This window comes from Pseudomonas sp. JL23 (genome assembly GCF_056933585.1).
This window is the reverse complement of sequence record NZ_CM167795.1, coordinates 1,939,410-1,960,555: the sequence shown is the minus strand read 5'-3', so window position 1 is coordinate 1,960,555 and position 21,146 is coordinate 1,939,410. Positions and strand designations below refer to the sequence as shown.

Here is a 21,146-nt window from a genome sequence, read left to right as displayed (position 1 = left end):
ACCGAGAACGGCCTTAAGCGAGCAACTGTGCCCAGTCGAGACGGTTGTCGCGATCCAGAGTGAAGCCCTTGCCGGTCAGGGCCAGGTTCTTGTTGTAGGCCAGGTCGTGATCAAACGCCCCTGCCCACTTCTCACGCAGCGCTGCCAATGCCTGCGGGGCCTCGGGCAGATGGCCGGGGTGAATGACCTGGACCTTGGGCGTCCACACCGTCAGGAAGCCAAGCTGGCCGACTTTAAGGCACAGGTCGACATCGCTGTAGCCGCCGACAAAGCCTTCGTCCAGACCTTCAACCGCGTCGAACAACGACTTGCGCACCATCAGGCAAACGCCGGAAACCGCCGAATAATTCTGTTCAACCAACAAGCGGTTCATGTAACCCGCCGCGTCCCTGGCCGCGCCAACGAACGCCGAGCCGACACCCTCGCGCATACCGAGGATCAGGCCGGCCTGGGTCGTGACACCGTAGCCATCGATCAGCTTGCCGCCGACCACGCCGACTTCCGGACGCTGGGCCTGGTTAAGCAGCAGTTCGAGCCAGTTGGCATTGACCACTTCGCCTTCGTTCTCCAGCAGCACCAGGTATTCGCCCTGAGCATGGGCACAGGCCAGGTTCTGCAGGGCAACGCCGCTGAGGGCCTGTGCACTGCGGATCACCCGCACGCGGCCGCCCTGGCGCTCCAGCGCTTCCAGCCATTGGCTGGCCTCGGCAGACTGCTCGGGATTGGCCGCGACCAGTACCTCATGACGCGAATAACGGGTGCGCAGTTGCACGCCGGTCAGACAGCGCTGCAGCAATTCCAGATCGTCGTCCAGATGCAGAATGATCGACACCAGCGGGCGTTCGGTGTGGCGATAATCCACATGCCAGGTGCCCGGAACACCGGCGCTGACCTGGGCGCGATAGCCTCGGCCAGTCAGATGCCGCAGCAGGGCCTGGCGTTCGTCGGCGTTTTCTTCTTCCAGGCTCTGGGCCTGACAGATCAGCAGCGGCTCGTCCATGTGGGCCAGCCACGACAGGCCGCCCTTCTCGATGATGCGCAGCAGCAGTTCGAATTCCATCGCCTGCTTGAATTCGGCGGAGTAACCACCGGCATCGAGCAACACGTCACGACGAATCAGCCAATGGCGGGCCATCAAGCCCGGCGCACTTTGCAGCAGATCAAGGTTGAAGCCAGGGCGCAACACGTCACGCAACGCGCCGTTTTCCTGACGCTGAATCTCGTCCGCCGCCACCGCACGGCACTCCGGCGCGCCAAGCAGTTCCAGGCTGGCACGCAACAGACCGGCCTTGGTGAACTGATCACCGGCCTCGACCAGCAGCATCCAGTCGCTGGTGGACTGGCGCACGACCTGATTGAGCTTGTCGATGTAGTTGGCCGGGGTGACCCGGATAAAGTGCAGGGTGTTCTGCGCCGTGGTCAGGGCCAGCGGCTCGCCGGTGGTGAATACGACGATCTTGAACGACTTGCAGTAGCCTTCGACAAGACTGTCCAGGGTGGCCTGCAATTTGTCGATATCGTGGTCCAGATCCTGAATCAGGATGCCGAACTGCAGCTTGTCCGCGCGCTCGGCCATGGCAAGGCTGATGGATTGCAGTTGCTGCGGATCGGGGGAGCGAGTTTCCAGCCAGCTCAGCAAACGCCCGGACGTCGTCGTCGGGAAGCCTGCGCTTTCCAAAAGCTTAGGGACTTCCTGCAACTGTTCGGACCAGCCGGCCAGTTCTTCGACCAGGTGCTCTTCCTCAGTGTGCTCCAGGCGTTTGGCCAGGCTGTCGACCACCTGTTGATCAAAGGGGTTCTGGTCAAAGGCCTGCCACAGACGACTGACGATGGTTTCATCGGTGTCGTTATCATGCAGGCGCAACAGCTCGACCTGGCGAACCCAGACGCCTTCGAGTTCTTCGAGCTGCAGGCGGCCGGCCGGCATCGCATGCACGAGGAATTCCATGGCCGTCAGTTGATCGAAAAAGGTCTGGTTGTAAAACGGCATCTCGACATACTGCCGAGGGCCGAACTTGCGGGTCGGGCCGTTAAGCGGATTGGTCCAGGTCGAATCCCAGAGGTATTCCACGGTCAGGCCGACGCGGTTCTGCAGGGACTCCAGCATGACCGCGAAGCTTTCCATGGCAAAGGCCTTGGCCTGCTCAGCGTCCAGGCCCTTGATCGCGGTCGGCTGCTCGGCCAGCCACTCGGCGAATCGCTCGCGTTCGACCACTGAAGCATTATCGGTATGGCCCAGCACTGTCATCACGTCAGTGTTGTGCTCCGAACCGCCGATATTCAGCTCTCGCAATACATACGGAATCGGCAGGATCCGCGCCTTGCCGTTGGCCAGCATGAAGTAGGCGTGACCGATTTCGTTCCACTCGAAACGGGTGGCGGGAGGCAGCGAGGAGAACCACTGTAATTGCAGCGAGGTCTTGGTTACCGCATAGAACGGCGGGACGTACTGACTCATGAAATCCAGTACGCGCTCCTGGGGCACAGGCGAGGAGTAATCTTCCTGAACCTGCTTGTCACGCCGGTAGTAACCCACTCGATTGCCGTGAGCCACGTACATCAGGCAGTAGCCGTGGCAGATGCTGTAGTCCGGGTTGCGGCCAAGGAAGTCCACCGATTCGGTCAGGGCATCGAATTGCAGGAAGTCATCGTCGGCGGCGAACACCATGTACGGCGTAGTGATCTGGCTCAGGCCGTAGGTGATCTTGTCCTGAACGGCCGAGTAGGTGAACTGCGGCACATGGCGATAATCGACCCCAGGGTACAGGTCAATGTTTTCCACCGGCGCAAGCGAAGAATCCAGCACCATCAACGTGCAAGGGTAAGCGCTGTAGTAATGGATGGCCCGACGCAGGAAGGCCGACCGATTGTGGCTCAACAGCACAATGGTCAGGCGCTCGCGCAGATATGTCGCGTGTTCAGAATCGTAATTGCCTTGCATAACTTTCCCCACAACCGTTCGAATCGGCCCTTATCCGGCCAGACCTGTCTTTTGACTAAACCGACTGCTTATTTGACCCGGCGCAGGTAGCCATCCGGGGCGACCGTGATCAGCAGTTTGTTCTGCATCTCGTAGTCGATTTCAAAGCTGTCGTCTTCCTTGAGGAACTGCCAGACCGCAGTCTTGGGATTGTCGCCATGGCCCCACGGGCGATCCGGGAAGGCGTCGGCCGGCATGTCTTCGACGATGGTGTCCATGACCACGCAGTAGCTGTCGGCGGACACCAGCGGCGAGTACAGGCGCAGTTCTTCGAGAACGTGATCGTGGGTGTGGTTGGAGTCCAGCACGACGATGACTTTCTTGCCGGCGGCAATTTCCCGCACCTGCTCGACAGTCGCCAGATCGATACTGGAGCCTTCAATCATGCGGATACGCTTGCTCATCGGGTGCGACTCGATGGCCTCGCGGTTGTGCGGGCGAATATCGCGATCGATACCCAGCACTTCGCCGTGGCCTTGCAACTCCAGCAACGAGGCGTAGTAGATGATCGAACCGCCATGGGCGATACCGCACTCGATTACCAGGTCTGGCTTGAGGCGCCAGATCAATTCCTGCATGGCCAGCATGTCCTGGGGCAGCTGGATGATCGGGCGGCCCATCCAGGAATAGTGGTAGGTGTATTTGTGCCGGGCCGACTCGTTATAGAAATCCCGGGCCAGGCCTTGCAGCTTCTGATCCGCGCCCTGGGCTGCGATCTCTGCTTTGCATTCAGCCTCGAACTGCTGGGCTACTGTCTTGTTCATTTTTCTGCCTCGACGAAATTAGAAAGAATGGGTGTCCACAGCGTGATAGCTGTAGCGGCCGTCCGACATGCGCTTGATCTCTTCCAGGTAACGGGAGTTCATCACAAACAGGTTGGCACCTTCGGGCAGCGTCAGCCGCGCCTCTTCGGGCGAGGACACGCGCAGGCCGCTCAGGGGCAGGTAACGCCCCTGCTTGGCCGGGTTGATATCGATCACCTGATCCACCGCGACACCGGCGCGCTGGAGGAACAACGAATAGATCACGCCCTTGGACGCCGCGCCCCAGATGGCCGAGCCACGCGCAGGCGCCGCCTGAATGATCTGCATGGCGTGCTCGATGCTGTGCAGGAAATCCGTCGGCATCAGCACCCGAGGGCCGGGCTCGAGCGGCGCTTGACGCAGACTGCCGAGGTCAGCGACCACATACAGGTACTGCCCGCCAAACAGATGCCCGGCTTCCAGCACAGTGCCGAACAGGCGGCGGAAGTCTTCGACGCGGAAATAATTCACATGCTCGTAGAACACGTCGAACCACACGCGGTTTTCCAGAATCCAGTCCAGGCACGGCACTTCGATATAAATCAGCCCGCCCTGATTGGCTGCGGCAATCTCAGCGAGGAACGACAGCGGATCACGGATGTGCTCCAGCACATGACGCATGATCACCGCGTCGGCGGTCAGCCCCGAGTCGCGGGTGAACGGCGCCTTGATCACGTCCGGGCTGTCGCCCTCGTAGGCCGGGTCGATGCCGACAATGTCGTAGCCATGGTCACGCAGTTGTTCAAGGAAATAGCCCTTGCCGCAGCCGACTTCGATCAGGCTGCGACCAGTGAAATGTTTGGCCACCACGCCTTCGACGGCTTCCAGATGCGCCTTGAAGGCCGGGGACAGCGCCTGTTCGTTCTGATAATCGCTGTCATAACTGAGCAAATGCGGATCGAACGCCTGGTTATGCACCAGGCCGCTGTGCTCGTCCTGAACCAGCAGCATATCGCCACTGGCCGAAGCCCTGGCTGTCGCAGCGTCGGCGAATGTACGGTTCTGCAAGACCGGCAGGCCCGCGGCGCGGTACAGCTCATAAGCCATGGTCGGCTCCCAGCAACTGATTGAGTAGCGTCGCATCGCCCCAGAACGCCAGGGGCTCATGCACGGAATAAGGATAGTGGCCGAGATTGAGATCAATGGCGCCGCCGCGCTGGCGGATGTGCCCCTCGACCAGTGCGCGTACCGATACCGGCCGACCGCTGCAACAGTTGATCACGCCGTCGAACGTCGGCTGCCGAATCAACCCGGCCAGACGCGCGGCGGCGTCTTCAATGGCAAGGTAGTCACGCAGCTGCTCACCCGCCGACATGTTGAACGATTCGTCTGCGGCATCGATGGCCCGGTCGAGAGCTGCCAGCAGGCTGTTGGGATTCTGTCCCTGGCCATGCAGGTAAAACAGCCGCGCCCATTGCAGGGTGAACGGCGTCTGCTTCTGCAGGGCCTGGAGAAACAGACGCAGAGTGTTCTTCGCCAACCCGTAGGGATTAGCCGGCAAAACCGCCATGGACTCGTTCAGGCAACCATCCTGCATGCCGTACTCGAAACAGGTACCGGTGACCAATACCTGGCCGACACCCGCCTCGACCGCCGCCTTGATAAAGGCATAGTCGGCCGGCAGGTTGTGCTCGAAATGGAACAGCCCCTGATAGTTCGGCAGACCGGGCCAGGCCAGGTGAGCGAGCACATCGATCCCGTCGACCAAGGCGCTGATATCCAGCCCGGCCTTGTGGATATCGGCGGCGATAAATTCCACATCATCGAACCACGGCATGTGCCGGGCTGTTTCGACATTGCGCGCGACCGCACGCACCTTGCAGCCCTGCTTGAGCAAGGCCGAGACCAGATGGCGGCCGACGAAGCCGGTGGCGCCGGTGACGAGCACGTTCATTGAGCGCCTCGCAGCACAAGTTGTGGGAGCGTGGCTTGCCCGCGAAGAACGGTAACGCGGTATACCTGGCTGGCCGCGCAAACCAATTCGCGGGCAAGCCACGCTCCCACAGAACAGGAGTGTGCCGTCATAGCAGCGTCAACTCAGGAACAGCAATCACAAAACGCCCGCCCCAGCTGCGTAACTGCGCCTGTTGCTCACTGACTTCATGCAGCAAGTTCCACGGCAGGACCAGCAGGTAATCCGGTTTTTCTTCGGCGATGCGCTCGGGCGAAACCACGGGAATCCGGCTGCCCGGCAAGAACTTGCCCTGCTTGTGCGGGTTGGCGTCGGCGACCCAGGCCAACAGGTCAGGCTTGACCCCGGCATAGTTGAGCAGGGTATTGCCCTTGGCCGCCGCGCCGTAACCGGCGACGCGCTTGCCGTCGGCCTTGGCCTGCAGCAGGAAGCTCAACAGTTGGTGCTTGATGCGCTCGGCAGCAGGCGCCAGCGTGGCGTAGAACGCCGTCGTCATGACCCCGGCCTCACGCTCTTCATCGAGCAACGCCTGCACAGCGGCTTGTACCGGACGGCTCTGGTCATGTAGACCCAAGCCGTCAAGGCGCAACGGCTCGACGCGCTGGACAAACACCCGCAGCGATCCGCCATGGGTCGACAGGCGACTGACGTCGAAGACTTCCAGGCCATTGCGCTCGCACAAGGTCTTCACTGCGGTCAACGACAGGTAGGAATAGTGCTCGTGGTACAGGGTATCGAACTGATGATCGGCCATCAGCGACAACAGGTGCGGAAACTCGAAGGTCGCTACGCCCGCAGGCTTGAGCAACGTCGCGAAGCCCCGCAGGAAATCGTTGATATCCGGGACATGGGCGAGCACGTTATTGGCCGCCATCAGGTCGGCAGACCAACCGTCACTGACCAGGCTTTCGGCCGCTTTACGGCCAAAGAATACTTCGCGAATCTCCAGACCCTTGTCCCGCGCCGCCGCTGCCGTACTGCGGGTCGGCTCAATGCCCAGGCATGGAATATTGCGCGCGGCCACGTATTGCAGCAGGTAGCCGTCGTTGGCAGCGATTTCCACCACACGGCTGTCGGCACCGAGGCCGAAGCGCTCAACCATTTCGTCGACATAACGCTCGGCATGGGTCAGCCAGGAGCTGGAATAGGAACTGAAATACGCATAGTCGGCGTCGAACAGGCTTTCGGCGCTGGTGTAGTCCTCGGTCTGCACCAGCCAGCACTGCTCGCAGACGCCGACTTTCAGCGGCACCCACTGCTCGGCCTGGCTCAGTTGTTCGGCACGCAGATAGGCATTGGAGGGCGGCGAAGTGCCCAGGTCGATCAGGGGCAACGTCAGATGGGCGCCACAACCTCGGCAATTCATACACGCACTCCAGCAAAATTCGCGTCCAGCAGCGGATGACCAGCATCGCGCGCCGACAAATTCTTGACGGCCAGCGGCCATTCTATGGCCAGCCGTGGGTCCAGGGCTGACAGACCGCCCTCATGCTCCGGCGCATAGTCGGCGCTATGCAGGTAGAGCAACTCGGCATCGTCGGTCAGGGTCTGGAAACCATGGGCAAAACCGGCGGGTAGTAACAGACTCCGACCGTCCCCGGCTTCCAGGCGTTCAGCGTGCCAGCACAGGAAGGTCGGCGAATCAGGGTTCAGATCCACCGCCACATCCCATACCGCGCCGCGCAGGCAGGTGATCAGCTTGGCCTCCGGCTGGGCAGCGGTCTGGTAATGCAGACCGCGGACACTGCCCTGTTCACGGGTCACCGAATGATTGATCTGGCGGATATGAAAATCACGGCCGAACGCGCTCAGGCTGCCCTCGCAGAACAACCGCGAGAACTGCCCGCGCGCGTCGGCGTGGCGCTTGTGCTGCAGGCTGAACAAGCCGGGTAACGGCAACGCCTGCAAGTGCAGGTCACTCATGAATGCTCCCGGTACAGGTCCAGTTGCTCCAGGGTGAAGGCGCGCATGTCTTGTCCGGCCTGCCAGGCCAGATGCCAGTCCAGGGTGTGACGCAGGCAGTCCTGCAGCGACCAGCGTGGCTGCCAGTCAAGACGCTGACGGGCGCGGCTGCTGTCCAGGCGTAACAGCCCGGCTTCGTGCAGATCACTGCTTTCGACCTTGAGGCCCGGCGCGTCCGGCCAGCGCTCGGCGAGTGTCGAGACCACCTGGCCGACGCTGCACATGTCGTTGTCACCGGGGCCGAAGTTCCAGGCGCCGGCATAGTCCGGACCGTGCTCATAGAGCGCCGCAGCCAACTGCAGGTAACCAGCCAACGGCTCCAGCGCATGCTGCCAGGGGCGCACGGCCTGTGGATAACGCAAGGTCACCGGCTCACCTGCGGACCAGGCCTTGAGCACGTCGGGAATCAAGCGCTCCGGGGCGAAGTCACCGCCGCCCAGCACATTGCCCGCCCGCGCCGTGGCCAGGGCCAGGCCATGCTCGGCGTACTTGTCAGCCGGAAAGAATGACGCCGCATAAGATTGTGCCAACAGCTCGCAACAGGCCTTGCTGCTGCTGTAAGGGTCGTGACCGCCAAGGGGTTCGTTTTCACGGTACGGCCACAACCATTCCTGATTGGCGTAAACCTTGTCGGTGGTCACCAGTACACACGCACGTACACCGCCGACCTGACGAATCGCTTCGAGCAGGTTGAGGGTGCCCATGACGTTACTGGAATAGGTACCCAACGGATCGCGATAACCTTCGCGCACCAATGGCTGGGCCGCCAGGTGCAGGACGATTTCCGGCTGCGCTTCGGCGATCAGCTCGAGCAAGGCGCCGAGGTCGCGCAGGTCACCGCGTTGATCGTCGATGCCCTCCTCGACCCGGGCCAGTTCATACAAATTCGGCTCGGTATTCGGTGCCAGGGCAAAGCCGGTCACCTGAGCACCCAGGCTTTGCAGCCAGAGCGTCAACCAACTGCCCTTGAAGCCGGTATGGCCGGTCAGCAGGACGCGCTTGCCCTGCCAGAACGCGGCGGTCAGTCCCATTGTTTCCATGGGGCCTCCCCTTTCTGCCAGAGGTCTTCCAGGTAATTCTTATCACGCAGGGTGTCCATGGGGTGCCAGAAACCCTCGTGCTGGAAGGCCCGCAGCTGATCCTGCTCGGCGAGCTTGATCAGCGGACTGGCTTCCCAGGTGGTGCTGTCGTCGTCGATCAGTGGCAGCACTTCGGGCGACAGAACAAAGAAGCCGCCGTTGATCCAGCCACCGTCGCCACGGGGTTTTTCAGTGAAACCCAGCACCCGGTCACCGTCACGATCCAGCGCACCGTAGCGCCCCGGCGGCTGTACCGCCGTGACGGTGGCATGTTTGCCGTGCTGCAAATGGAAATTGACCAGGGCACTGATATTCAAGTCAGAGACGCCATCGCCGTAGGTAAAGCAGAAGGCTTCTTCGTTTTCCAGATAGCGCCGCGCACGCAGCAGGCGGCCACCGGTCATGGTTTCTTCACCGGTGTCGATCAGGGTGACGCGCCAGGGTTCGCTGTAGTTCTGGTGTACGTCCATGCGGTTGTTGCGCATGTCGAACGTCACGTCGGAGGTGTGCAGGAAATAGTTGGCGAAGAAGTCCTTGATGGCATAACCCTTGTAGCCCAGGCAGATCACGAAATCATGGATACCGTGAGCCGAGTACTGCTTCATGATGTGCCAGAGAATTGGCTTGCCGCCAATTTCGATCATGGGCTTGGGTTTGAGATGCGACTCTTCGCTGATGCGAGTACCGAGACCACCCGCGAGAATGACTACCTTCATCTGGTTCCCTTCTTGTTCCACAGCACCCAGCCAACTCCATGTCGAGCAGCACACGCCGGAAAAACGGCACGGCACTCGCCAGTGCGCGACGGAAATGCACGATTTATGGCGATCTTTGGGGAACTTGCAGGAAACGCGCCAGCTCGGATTGCCCGAACCTTGAGATCAATACGCACGACAGGCGCAAATGAATTGTGGGAGCGGATTCATTCGCGAATGAATTGGCTCCCACAGTTCGCCCCCATCAGATGTTTCTGCGGGACAGAGATGATTAATCCGCAGCCCTGATCAGTCTTCCAGCCACCCATGCACCCAGTGGTGCAGATTGTCGCCCCGCAGCATGAAGTCGCGATGCACAGCCTCACGCAGTTGGTCACCCATGCGATAGCTGGCCTCGGGATCGGCCAGGTGCATTCGAATGGCCTGAATCCATTCCTCGGTACTGTTGGTCATGACCCGCGTGCACGGCAGGAAGTCCTGATAGGCCCGGGTATTGGTACAGACCACCGGAAAGCCGCAGGCACCGTATTCCAGCAGGCGCAGGTTGCTCTTGCAGTCATTGAAGAGGTGGAATTCCAGCGGGGCCACGGCCAGATCGAGGTTCAGGCTGGCCAGTTTCGCCGGGTAGCTGGCCAGGGGAATCGAGCCATGAAATTCATGGACATACGGCCGTAGCTTGTCCGGACACATGCCGAAGAACACCCACTCGACTTCGTCGGCCAGCTCGCGCACTACGTCAGCAATGATCTCCAGGTCGCCGGTGTGGCTGGTGCCGCCACCCCAGCCGACCCGGGGCTTTTTCGCCATACGCCGCTTGCCGCGCAGGTGCTCCCACATTTTCGGCGCAAGCATATTGGGAACTACACGGATGTCGTGGTGCATCGATGACAGCGCATCACCCAGCGCCGGCGTCGACACGACCACGCGATCGCACAGCGCGATGGCTTCTCGCATGTATTTGCCCGTTTCAGGAGGCATGCCACGGGCGTGGGCATTCTTCTTCGGCACGTCGATCACGTAGTCGTCCAGCTCATAGATGCGCCGGGCATTGGAATAACGCTTGAGGGATTCGACCTCGCCGACAGAGCCATCACCATAACGGCCCTGAAACACGACAACGTCAGGAGAATGACGCTCGATCTCATGCAGCGGCGGCAGCTCGTAAGTAATCCGGCCAACGATGCGGCCTACCGCTTCCAGCTCGATAAAAGGCTGCACCACGCGATAGTGGCCGATGGCCGAGGTATTGATCGGCAGGGCCAGGACAAAGGGCAACGAATGCTGGGTGAACGGGCTCCAGCCGTTGCGCAGGCCCGGCTCCAGATTGAAACTGCTGCCGGTGAGCTTGAGGTTGGTGTTGTAGGCCGGGTCCCGGGCGATGATCGGCATCCAGCGTTCATAAACGGCTTTCTGCTCCTCGACCTGGCGCTGATAACGAGCCAGATCATCCTCGGGCGTCGGACGTGCACCGATGACCATCTGCGCATAAGGGGTCCAGACCACCAGATGACCACTGCGGCGGATTCGCAGGCACAGGTCCACGCCCCACAGCACTTCGCTGAACCCCTCGTCCATCCCACCCAATTGCTCGAACAGTGGCTTATGCACGATCAGGCAGTCAGTGCCCACGGCGCTCAGGTCATGGTCGATCTGCAAGCGCTGCATGTAGCCATCGGCCCGTGCCGACTCGCCGAAAAAGTGCAAACCGGCCGGCCCCTGCAGCCCAAGGGTCATGCCAGCGTGAATGACCACGCCATCGGGGTTGAACCATTTGCCTGAAACCGCGCCGACCTCGGCACGCTGGGCATGGTTGAGCAAGGCGTCCAGCCACTGGGGCTGGGTGATCACGGCATACGGCGTGAGCATGAGCAGGTACTCACCGCGTGCCTGCTGCGCGCCCAGGTTGTAGAGCTGTGCGGCGTTGTCAGACGCCGGGGTGTAGATGACCCGCACCTTGTCGCCACCCACCTGGGCCATGCCTTCGAGCCAGGCGCAGGCATCGGCCGACGTGCTGCCGCTGTCGATGATCAGGATTTCGTAGTGACTGTAGGCGGTTTTCTCCAGCAGCAGTTCGACACAACGCTGCAGCGCTGCGAGCTGGTCCTTGTGCTGGATCAGGATCGACACCAGCGGCCGCGCCGCGTGCTGATAGTCGATGCGGTTGATCAGCGGCAGCGTGCCGCGCTGCATGTGGAATTCGATACCGCTGCGCTGCAAGTGATTGCCGACGATCTCGGCATTGAGCTCTGGCAGTTCAGGCTGCGCCAGCCATTGCAGGAAGCTGAATTGCGATGACACCAGGACTTCCGCGACCCGCTCGACCACATCGGTATCGGCCCGTTCGATCATCCGCCACAACGCGTCATGAGCCGCCAGAGTCGTATGCTCCAAGGCAAAGCCGCCGGCAGCCAGGAACGGTTCGCGGCGCAGCGCCATGATCCGGCCGATATAGGGGTAACTGCGCAGGAAGTCGAGGTTGAAGTCCGGCTTGAATACCGGCTGGGACGACTCGCCATCGAGCAAGGCATCTTCGTCGCTGTACAAACACTGCAGTTGCGGGCTGTTGACGATACGGTCGGCCAGAACCAGCAGCGCCGTGTCGATCAGACGGTCGCCGGCGCGCAACAGGTAGAACCAGTCCGCACCGTCGAGCTGCGGCAGGATGCCATTGATCTGCGCCAGGCCATCGTCCTGCAGGGGCAGGCTGAAAATATGTCCGTCGAGCCCGCCTTCGGTACAGGTGGCCGAGAGCACCAGAATCAGTTCAGGCGGATAGTGTTGCGCCGCCAGGCTGTCCAGGGTGATGTTCAAGGCCGCATTGGCGTTGCCGTCATTGATGATGATCGGCACAATTTTCGGCTGGCTCGGCCAACTGGCCAGGGTGTCCGGCAAGAGTTTGAGCTGCACCGCGCTCATGCTGCGACACTCCAGCCATTGGGCATAGACCTCGGCGAAGCTGTCGCTGGACGTGCCCACCCGCATCGGGATGAGGGCCTGGCGATTACCCAGGTTGCGGTTCAGCGCCAGCTCTTGCCAATCGCGTGCGCCGCCCCCGGCGTTATCCAGGGTGACAAAACGCGCCCAGCCCTTGGCCGGTGCGTCCTCGCCACTGCGTGCCTTGAGCATTTCGACCAACAGGTCGAGCTCGTCAGGCACCAGTACACGCGCTTCCTGAAGGTGGCTGAGGCGCTCGGCATGAACCCGCTCGGCGCTGAGGATGGTATTGAGCATCGCCACGTTGCCCCGGCGCAGCAGGCAAACATACAGCGCAAGGTCGATCATTGCGGTGAAGCCGGGCGTGGCCTGGATCAGCGCCGGCAGGAAGTCCTGCACATCGGCACGACGCAATAGCCCGCTGCTCAGGCCGCCCAGGACGTTGAACGGAAAGCCCTCGAACAACGACAGCAGGTCATCGCCCTTGAAGATCCCGGCGGTATACAACAGTGGTGTGTTTTCCAGACGCTGAGGCAACTGGATATCTTCAGCGTCCCAGATAAAACGCTGGGCAAACGCCATGGTGACATCGGGATGCTCGATCAGCAGCTCAGCCTGCATTTTGACGCAGGCCGGAAACAGCAGATCGTCATCACAGAGAAACTTGATGTACTCGCCCGAAGCCTCGTTCAGGCAAGCCAGCAGGTTGCCGGTAAAGCCCAGGCGCCGGGGGTTGCGCACATAACGCAAAGGCACATCGCAGCCAACCGTAAGCCGCTCGACGATGTCCTGGATCTCATCGCCCCGGCTGTCATCGCAGACAATCACTTCAATATTGGGATAGCTCTGCACAATGGCGCTGTGCAGCGCTTTCTGGAAAAAGCGGGAGTTATAGGCGGGGATGACGATGCTGACGAGAGGCACTGAATTCACGGCGGGGACTCACGAGCGGCGGGCACTCACTCAAACGAGTGAGCCCCCCTTAACCGCTGAAAAAGAAAACGGTCGATGCTCGGTCAAACCAGGCAACGCCTGTTACAGCTTGCTGAACAGGTTCAGCGACGACATGCGGGTAAACACCAGTTGCGAGGCGGTCAGCATGGTTTGCTGCAGGGTCAGGCGGGCAATCGACTCCACCGGATCGGCGTTGACGATAGCGGCCTGCTCCAGAGAGTTGTTGCTCGACAGCGAATCGTTGGTCGTGCCCTGGTCGGTGGCAGCGTTCTGCCGCGCACCACCTGCTGAAATGGTCGAACCGAGCTGTTCGCTGGCACTCTTGACGTTGCCCAGGGCCGAGTCCATGGCAGCACGCAGCGCCTGGGTAGCCGTCACGTTACCGTCTGCCGGAGTCCTCAGTGCCTTGACCGCCGCGCCCAGGGTGTTGAGCACGTTCTGGGTCTGGGTGGTGTTGGCCTGTACCGAGAACTGATCGGTGCCCCGCGGGGTGCCGGCCAGGGTAAAGGTCACGCCTGCCGCGGTGGCGGTAGGCGGCGTACCTGTGATGGTCCCGGTGCCCACTGGCGTGGCGCCGGCCACATAAGGCGCGGCATACAGGCTGAAGGTGGTGCTCGGGTCGGTCGCCAGGGCCGGAGGCGCAGGCGAATCGAAACGCAGCACCGCGCCACCACCGGCCGGGAAGGCGTTGTTGTAGGCAGTCTGGTTAGTTACGGCAACCTGGGAAACCACCGTGGTGCTCGGGTTACCGGCGCTGCGAGTGGTCGACACGCTGCTCGGCGTCAGGCTCAGGCTGAAGGAATGCGGCGCAACCGGCGGGATCGCGCTCGGATCACCGGCCAAGGCCAGACTTTCAGCCGCCGGGCTGGCCTTGTCGGCATCGGTCAGGTTGATGTTCAGGTTCAGTTCCAGACCACGGAAAGTGATGGTCTGGTTGCTGGCGTTGGCAGGGTTGAAGGCACCGCCCTGGCTGGCTTCGGTGGTCACGTCATTGCCGCTGGCATCGACGATCTTCAGCTGGCTGCCGCTGGTAAACGTGATTTCATAAGGCTGACCTTGGGAAAAAGTCGCCTGATAGGCCGTAGCATTGGTCACGATACCGCCGGACAGCACAGCCTTGCCGTCATTGGCACCGCTGCCGGTCCAGGTGGTGGCCGTACGGGTGGTGTTGACCGCCTGTTCAAAGGCATCCCAACCGGTGGAGTTGCTCGCCAGGGAGATGCCATCGCCTACCGACAGCTTGATCTGGGTCTGGTCGCCCTGATAGCTGTAGGTGCCATCAGCGCCCATGATGTAGGGCGGCGTCTTGGCCTTGGAGCCGGAGAAAATATAGTCCCCATTGGAGTCCTGACTGTTCATCAGGCCCAGTACGGTCGCCTGGATCTGCGCCAGTTCATCGGCATTGGCTTTACGGTCGGCGTCAGTCTTGGCACCGGTGCTGGCGTCGATAATCAGCTCCTGGGCGCGTTGCAGGGAATCCTGGATCCCCTTCATTGCCGTTTCCGCCTGGGTGGCGTTCTGATTGATCGTGTCGATATTGGTCTTGTACTGGCTCAGCAGCGCATTCTGCTGGGTCAGTTGCAGGGAGCGGGCCGCACCGACCGGATCATCCGCCGCCGTGTTGAGTTTGACCTGGCTCGACACTTCCTGGTTGGTGGCGATGACGTTGGCGTAGTTGCGCTGATAGTTGGCAGCGCTGACTTCGTAAAACTGAGCAGTTGAGATACGCATGTCTACGACTCCTTACAGGCTGTTGATCAGCGTGCTGAAAATGGTTTGGGCGGCCTTGATGATCTGCGACGAGGCGGTGTAGTACTGCTGGTACTTGACCAGGTTGGCCGCTTCTTCATCGAGGGACACGCCCGACACGCCGTCACGCGCTGCCTTGGCGCTGGCAACCACGGCGGTGGTCGCCGTGACATCGCTCTTGCCCTGGGCAGCCTTGGAACCGGTACTGGATACCAGCGCACCATAGGCGCCGGACATGCTGTTGCCCGTGCCGGCCGCGCCGATGTTGACCGTGGATTTGGTTTGCAGCGCCAGCACAGCGCTGGAGTTACGGTTGTCGGCCGAGCCGGCGGCGGTCAGGCCGATGGTAAAGGTGTCGTTGGCAGTCGGCGAGCCGGTCACCGTGGTGCTGATGGACAGGGTCTGCTTGGCACTGGCCGAATCGGTGTAGCCCAGGTCGAAGGTCAGGGTGTTGCTCTGACCCGGAACGATGGTGCCGGTAATGGCGACCGCAGGCGTGGCGTTGTTCATGACCGCGTTGCCCTTGGCGTCCAGCAGGCTGTAGGGCTGGGTACCGTCGGCGGCGACCGCACCGAACACCACACGCATCGGCGTTGCGCCCTTGAGAGCGTTCTGCAGGTCGGTGGTGGCGGTAGGGTTGTAGATATTGGCCTGGGTGTTGACCACCGGCTGGGTAAACCCTGAATTACCCTGGTTGGCACCGCTGGTCGAACCGGTCAATGGCGCCGCAGCCGCAATGTCCTTGGGATCAGTCATGATCGTGGTGAGACCGGCCGCCGCATTGCGGGTCGGCGTCACCTTGAAGGTGTCGCCCGCCTGCAACGGCGTCGCCGATGGCGTCTGCAGGGCGAGCTGGAAGCCGTCGAAGGATTTCGGCGGGTTATCGCTGATCTTGCCGGTACCGACCAGCGCACCATTGGGCAGCGAGCGCACGGTGTAGTTGTCGGAGTCGGAGAACACCACCGAGTAGTCACTGGCGGTCAGTTTGCTGGTGTCGCTGATCTTCACATCCAGGTTGCTGGAACCCGCCGTGTTGCCGACCTTGCCGATGCTGCGCTGGCTGGTCATGCTCGGATCGTTGATGCTCTTGAACAGGGCGGTGCCGAAGTCACCGTTGGCATCGATACCCTGCTGCAACTGGCTGTTGACTGTATCGGACAGCGCCAGGGCTACCTGGCCCAGCTGGTTGACCGCAGGCGTCAGCACGTCGCTGCGATAACGCAAGAGGCCGCCCATGCTGCCGCCACTGACCACCGAACTGACATCCGTGGTGTTACCGGCGCCGTAGCTGATCTTCACGGCGAACTGGGTCGGATCGTCAGTGCTCGGGCCGGTGCTCATCTGGAAGGATGTAGTACCACTGACCAGAGACTGGCCGTTGCCGACATAAACGTCGTAGTTACCGTTGTTTTCCACCACCTTGGCGCCAACCAGTTCGTTGAGCGAACGTACCGCTTCGTTACGCGCATCGAGCAGGCTGTTGGGGTTGGTGCCGCCGGCCGACGATGCAGTGATCTGCTTGTTCAGGCTGGCAATGGACGCGGCGATGGAGTTGATCTGGTTGACCTGGTCGGTCAACTGAGTGTTGATGGTCGAATTCTGATCGCTCAATTGCGAAGACATCGAATTCAAACGCGCGGTCAGGGCCTGAGACGTGGTCAGGAACTGCGAACGGGCGTTGCTATCGGTGGCCGACTTCCCGACCGCCTGCATCTGGCTGAAGAAGGTCGCCAGCGTATTGGCGATACCGGTACTGGTATCGGACAACAGGCTGTCGGTCTTGCTGGCCTGGGCCGAGTACGCTGTCGCGTCGGCACCCAGAGCCGTGGTCGATTGCAATTGGCTGTCCAGGTAGCTGTTGTAGATGCGTCGCACATCAGACAGCGTGGTGCCGGTACCGATGTAGCCGATACCAATACCGATGTTCTGCTGCGCAGAGGCAGTCGTCATCACCTGCTGACGCGAGTAACCCGCGGTATCCACGTTCGCCGTGTTGTTACCGATGGTGTTGATCGCCGCACTACTGGCAGTCAGCCCTGAGAGCCCAATTGAAATCAGTGACATGATTCAAGCCTTATAAAGTCGTGGAAGAGCCCGGTGCTGCTGCGTAGTTCTGGTAACTCTTCATCTGCTTGGCAATTTGCGAAATCTTGCTGGCGTAGTCCGGATCGGTCGCGTAGCCAGCCTTCTGCAACTCTTTTACAAACTGTTCTGGGTTATCGGCCGCTTTCACCACACCTTGATAGCGATTGTTGTTTTGCAACAGGCTTACGAGGTCGTGGAAGCTGTCGGCATAGGTGGTGTACGAGCGGAAGTCCGCTGTTTCTTTGACCATCTTGCCGTCGCGGAATTCGCTGGTAATGGCGCGCGCCTCGGGGCCTTTCCAGCTGCCCTGGGCCTTGATGCCGAACAGGTTGTGGCTGCTGCTGCCATCCTGGGCGCGCATGATCGATTTGCCCCAACCGGTTTCCAGCGCCGCCTGGGCGACCAGTACCGTCGGGTCGACGCCAATCCGCGCAGCCGCGTCCTTGGCCAGGGGCAGCATGGTTGCCACGAATTCGTCGTGATTGCTGAACGCGCTCTTGGCCGGTGCCAAAGGCGGCTGGGCAATGGTGCGCTCGTAACGTTTGTCGGTGCCGGCCAGGGTCGGGTCCGAAGTCCAGTCGCCATTTCTGCGCGCAGGCATATTGATGCGGTTTGCCTGCACATTGGCACGGGCCGCCTGATCGACGATCTCGCCCGTGCTCGGCACGATTCCGGCCAACAGGCGATCGGTCAGCGAGCTTGGCAGCGACAGACGGCGGGCGTTGAGCGCCGCCATATCGTTGCGTGGCACGCCGGACGCCGCCGCGGCCTGATCCGCCGCCGAAGAGCGGGTCGCCCACAGCGGACGTTGATAAATACCGGTAGCCAGGCCCGTCTTCGGTGCCGTGGTCTGGGTTTCGCCAGCGGCATCGCTTGGCGCTGCGGGCGCGGTCTGGACACCCTTGGTCTTGGACAACTGGCGCATCAGCACGTCTTGCAGGCCGATACCGTTACCCCGCGTCGACAGGGTCACCGCCAGTTGCTGGTCGTACATTTCCTGATACTGGCGCGACTCCGAGGTATTCAGCGGATTGTCCTTGGCCAGCACTTCGTTGGCTGAACGCATGGCCTTGAGCATCTGGCTGACGAACAGTGACTCGAATTCCTGGGCAACCTTCTTCAGGTTGCCTTCGCTGTCCCGATCGCCGTTCTTCAGCGCCGCCAGGCGATTGAGGTCGGTGTACGCCCCCGAATCGACCGGGGAAGTCACGCTGTTTTTAGGCATATCCATGGACGCGTCCTCAGATCACGATCAGGTCGGCTTGCAATGCGCCGGCCTGCTTGAGGGCTTCGAGGATCGCCATCAGGTCGCCGGGCGCTGCGCCCACCTGGTTTACCGCACGGACGATCTCATCCAGGGTAGTGCCAGGACCGAACTTGAACATTGGATGCAGTTCCTGCTGGGCGTTGATCTTCGAGCGCGGCACAACAGCGGTCTGACCACCGGACAAGGCACCCGGCTGGCTGACAATCGGATCTTCGGTAATGGTCACGGTCAGGCTGCCGTGGGTGACGGCGGCCGGCGAAACCTTGACGTTCTGGCCGATCACGATGGTGCCGGTACGGGAGTTGATGATGACCTTGGCCGCCGTCTGGCCCGGATCGATCTCCAGGTTTTCCAGGATCGACAGGTAGTCGACGCGCTGACCCGGATCCAGCGGCGCAGTGACGCGCACCGAACCGCCGTCCAGCGCCTGGGCAACGCCAGGGCCGAGCATGTCGTTGACCTTGTCGACGATGCGCTTGGCCGTGGTGAAGTCGAAGCGATTAAGGTTAAGGGTCAGGCTGTTGCCCTGATTGAAACCGCTCGGTACCGCACGCTCAACCGAAGCACCGCCGGGAATGCGGCCCGACGACGGTACGTTGACGGTGATCTTGGAGCCATCACGGCCCTCGGCATCGAAGCCGCCCACCACCAGGTTGCCCTGGGCGATGGCGTAGACGTTGCCGTCGACACCTTTCATCGGCGTCATCAAGAGGCTGCCGCCGCGCAGGCTTTTCGAGTTACCAATGGACGAAACGGTAATGTCGACCATCTGACCTGGCTTGGCGAACGGCGGCAGGTCGGCATAGACCGCCACGGCCGCGACGTTCTTCAACTGCACGGTGCCGGAACCGGCCGGCACCTTGATGCCGAACTGCGCCAGCATGTTGTTGAAGGTCTGCAGAGTGAATGGCGTCTGGGTCGTCTGGTCACCGGTACCATTGAGGCCTACCACCAGACCGTAGCCAATCAGCTGGTTGGTGCGCACGCCGGAAATGCTGGCGATATCCTTCAGCCGTTCGGCGTGAACACCGAAGGCTGTGGACAACAGCAAGGCGGCCGCTATCAGTTGCTTGAGCTTGATCATGTTTATCCCGCTATCAGAAAGGGAACAACGGGCTGAGGAAGAACCGATCGAACCACCCCGGCTGGCTGGAATCGGCGAACGACCCAGTACCTGAATACGTAATGCGCGCATCGGCGACGCGAGTCGACGAGACGGTGTTATCGGTAGCGATGTCATCGGCGCGGATCAGGCCGGCAATACGCACCAGCTCCGCCCCGGTATTGAGCGTCATCCACTTCTCACCACGCACGGCCAGGATGCCGTTGGGCATCACATCGGCGACCGTCACGGTAACCGAACCGGTCAGGCTGTTGCTCTGGGCCGCCTTGCCGTCACCTTTGGTGGTACGGGCGCCGTTGTAACCGACGCCCAGACTCAGGTCACCGCCCCCCAAAGGGTTATTGGTGGTGGCGCTGGTGCCGAACAGCGAGGTCAAGCCAATGCTGTTGCTGCTGTTCTTGGTCAGGCCGTTACTCGCAGCCTTGCTTGCAGCCGTATTCTCGGACAGGGTGATGGTGATGATGTCACCGACCCGGTAAGCCTTGCGGTCGCCATAGAGGTTCTGTTCGAAACCGGCCTGATAGATCGAACCGTTGTTCGCGGCGGCTGGCAGTGGCGTGCGGGGCAACACCGGCGAGTAAAACGGGTCATTTGGCTTTGGATCAGGCGCAACGCATCCTGCGAGCAGAGCGATTCCACAGAGAGGAGCCACCAACAGGGAAAGCCGTACAACAGGACGCCGTTTCATGACACTCGAACCTCGCGGTGTAGCAGACGCCCGACGGGCGCCGTGTGTGATCAGTTGTAGCGACAGCCGCAGCGCCTTGACCAGGCGCCTGACTGTCAGGTCGTTACAGGTTTTGCGTAATGTTTTGCAGCATCTGGTCTGCGGTGGAGATCACCTTGGAGTTCATCTCGTAGGCACGCTGAGTGGTGATCATGTTGACCAGCTCTTCAACGGTGCTGACGTTGGAGTTTTCCAGGGTGTTCTGCAGCGTGGTGCCCAGACCGTTCAGACCCGGAGTACCGACCTGCGGGGCGCCGCTGGAAGCGGTTTCCAGGAACAGGTTGCCACCATTGGCCTGCAGGCCGGCCGGGTTGATGAAGTCGGCGGTCTGGATGTTACCGATGATCTGTGGCGTTGCCGGGTTGGCAGCGGTGGTGATCGACACGGTGCCGTCCTGACCTACGGTAAAGGTCTGGGAGTTCTGCGGTACGACGATCGCAGGCTCAAGGGCATAACCGTTGGCGGTCACGATCTGGCCGTTGCTGTCCAGGTGGAAAGTACCGTCACGGCTGTAGGCAATGGTGCCGTCCGGTTGACGAACCTGGAAGAAACCACGGCCATTGACGGCCAGGTCCAACGGGTTATTGGTGGTTTGCAGGCTGCCGGCGGTGAAGTTCTTCTGCGTGCCGACAATGCGCACACCGGTACCCAGTTGCAGACCGGACGGCAGTTCGCTGTCCTGGGTCGACTGGGCGCCTGGCTGACGTTTGATCTGATACAGCAAGTCCTGGAACTCGGCGCGATCGCTTTTGAAACCGGTGGTGGACACGTTTGCCAGGTTGTTGGAGATGGTCGTCAGGTTGGTGTCCTGAGCGGCCAGACCGGTTTTGGCAACGTAAAGTGCTGGAAGCATTC

Annotated in this window: 15 protein-coding genes; all 15 read right to left on the bottom strand. The window is 61.2% G+C overall.

What is annotated here, in order from left to right:
* Positions 1-13: 13 nt before the first annotated feature.
* Positions 14-2,941, bottom strand: a complete 2,928-nt coding sequence (locus tag AC1Z24_RS09175; protein ID WP_483745368.1) for a TIGR00180 family glycosyltransferase — start codon at positions 2,939-2,941, stop codon at positions 14-16.
* Between the two features lie 68 nt (positions 2,942-3,009).
* Positions 3,010-3,744 carry a cephalosporin hydroxylase family protein gene (locus AC1Z24_RS09170; RefSeq protein WP_259105489.1) on the bottom strand — a complete coding sequence of 245 codons (735 nt, stop codon included), beginning with the start codon at positions 3,742-3,744 and terminating at the stop codon, positions 3,010-3,012.
* A gap of 18 nt (positions 3,745-3,762) precedes the next feature.
* Positions 3,763-4,830, bottom strand: a complete 1,068-nt coding sequence (locus AC1Z24_RS09165; protein WP_483745367.1) for a class I SAM-dependent methyltransferase — start codon at positions 4,828-4,830, stop codon at positions 3,763-3,765.
* Positions 4,820-5,677, bottom strand: coding sequence for an NAD-dependent epimerase/dehydratase family protein (locus AC1Z24_RS09160; protein ID WP_483745366.1), 858 nt, complete (start codon positions 5,675-5,677; stop codon positions 4,820-4,822). The genes AC1Z24_RS09165 and AC1Z24_RS09160 overlap by 11 nt, the downstream gene beginning before the upstream one ends.
* 127 nt (positions 5,678-5,804) lie before the next feature.
* On the bottom strand, positions 5,805-7,061 hold the full coding sequence (locus AC1Z24_RS09155; RefSeq protein ID WP_483745365.1) for a methyltransferase domain-containing protein: 1,257 nt from the start codon (positions 7,059-7,061) through the stop codon (positions 5,805-5,807).
* Positions 7,058-7,618 carry a dTDP-4-dehydrorhamnose 3,5-epimerase family protein gene (locus AC1Z24_RS09150; protein ID WP_483745364.1) on the bottom strand — a complete coding sequence of 187 codons (561 nt, stop codon included), beginning with the start codon at positions 7,616-7,618 and terminating at the stop codon, positions 7,058-7,060. The genes AC1Z24_RS09155 and AC1Z24_RS09150 overlap by 4 nt, the downstream gene beginning before the upstream one ends.
* Positions 7,615-8,697, bottom strand: a complete 1,083-nt coding sequence (rfbG, locus tag AC1Z24_RS09145) for a CDP-glucose 4,6-dehydratase (RefSeq protein WP_483745363.1) — start codon at positions 8,695-8,697, stop codon at positions 7,615-7,617. The genes AC1Z24_RS09150 and rfbG overlap by 4 nt, the downstream gene beginning before the upstream one ends.
* The gene (gene rfbF, locus AC1Z24_RS09140; RefSeq protein WP_259105499.1) at positions 8,679-9,452 is read right to left on the bottom strand and encodes a glucose-1-phosphate cytidylyltransferase; all 774 of its coding nucleotides are present in this window, start codon (positions 9,450-9,452) and stop codon (positions 8,679-8,681) included. The genes rfbG and rfbF overlap by 19 nt, the downstream gene beginning before the upstream one ends.
* 288 nt (positions 9,453-9,740) lie before the next feature.
* Complete coding sequence (locus AC1Z24_RS09135) at positions 9,741-13,319, bottom strand: glycosyltransferase (protein WP_483745362.1); 3,579 nt, start codon at positions 13,317-13,319, stop codon at positions 9,741-9,743.
* A 102-nt stretch (positions 13,320-13,421) separates the two neighbouring features.
* Positions 13,422-15,071, bottom strand: a complete 1,650-nt coding sequence (locus tag AC1Z24_RS09130; RefSeq protein ID WP_483745361.1) for a flagellar hook-associated protein 3 — start codon at positions 15,069-15,071, stop codon at positions 13,422-13,424.
* A gap of 12 nt (positions 15,072-15,083) precedes the next feature.
* On the bottom strand, positions 15,084-17,153 hold the full coding sequence (flgK, locus tag AC1Z24_RS09125) for a flagellar hook-associated protein FlgK (RefSeq protein ID WP_483745360.1): 2,070 nt from the start codon (positions 17,151-17,153) through the stop codon (positions 15,084-15,086).
* 10 nt (positions 17,154-17,163) lie between these two features.
* The gene (gene flgJ, locus AC1Z24_RS09120) at positions 17,164-18,405 is read right to left on the bottom strand and encodes a flagellar assembly peptidoglycan hydrolase FlgJ (RefSeq protein ID WP_483745359.1); all 1,242 of its coding nucleotides are present in this window, start codon (positions 18,403-18,405) and stop codon (positions 17,164-17,166) included.
* 10 nt (positions 18,406-18,415) lie between these two features.
* On the bottom strand, positions 18,416-19,525 hold the full coding sequence (locus AC1Z24_RS09115) for a flagellar basal body P-ring protein FlgI (RefSeq protein ID WP_259105509.1): 1,110 nt from the start codon (positions 19,523-19,525) through the stop codon (positions 18,416-18,418).
* A gap of 13 nt (positions 19,526-19,538) precedes the next feature.
* A complete protein-coding gene (gene flgH, locus AC1Z24_RS09110) occupies positions 19,539-20,252 on the bottom strand; it encodes a flagellar basal body L-ring protein FlgH (RefSeq protein WP_413303115.1) in 714 nt (237 codons plus the stop codon).
* A gap of 103 nt (positions 20,253-20,355) precedes the next feature.
* On the bottom strand, positions 20,356-21,144 hold the full coding sequence (flgG, locus tag AC1Z24_RS09105; protein WP_259105512.1) for a flagellar basal-body rod protein FlgG: 789 nt from the start codon (positions 21,142-21,144) through the stop codon (positions 20,356-20,358).
* Positions 21,145-21,146 lie beyond the last annotated feature (2 nt).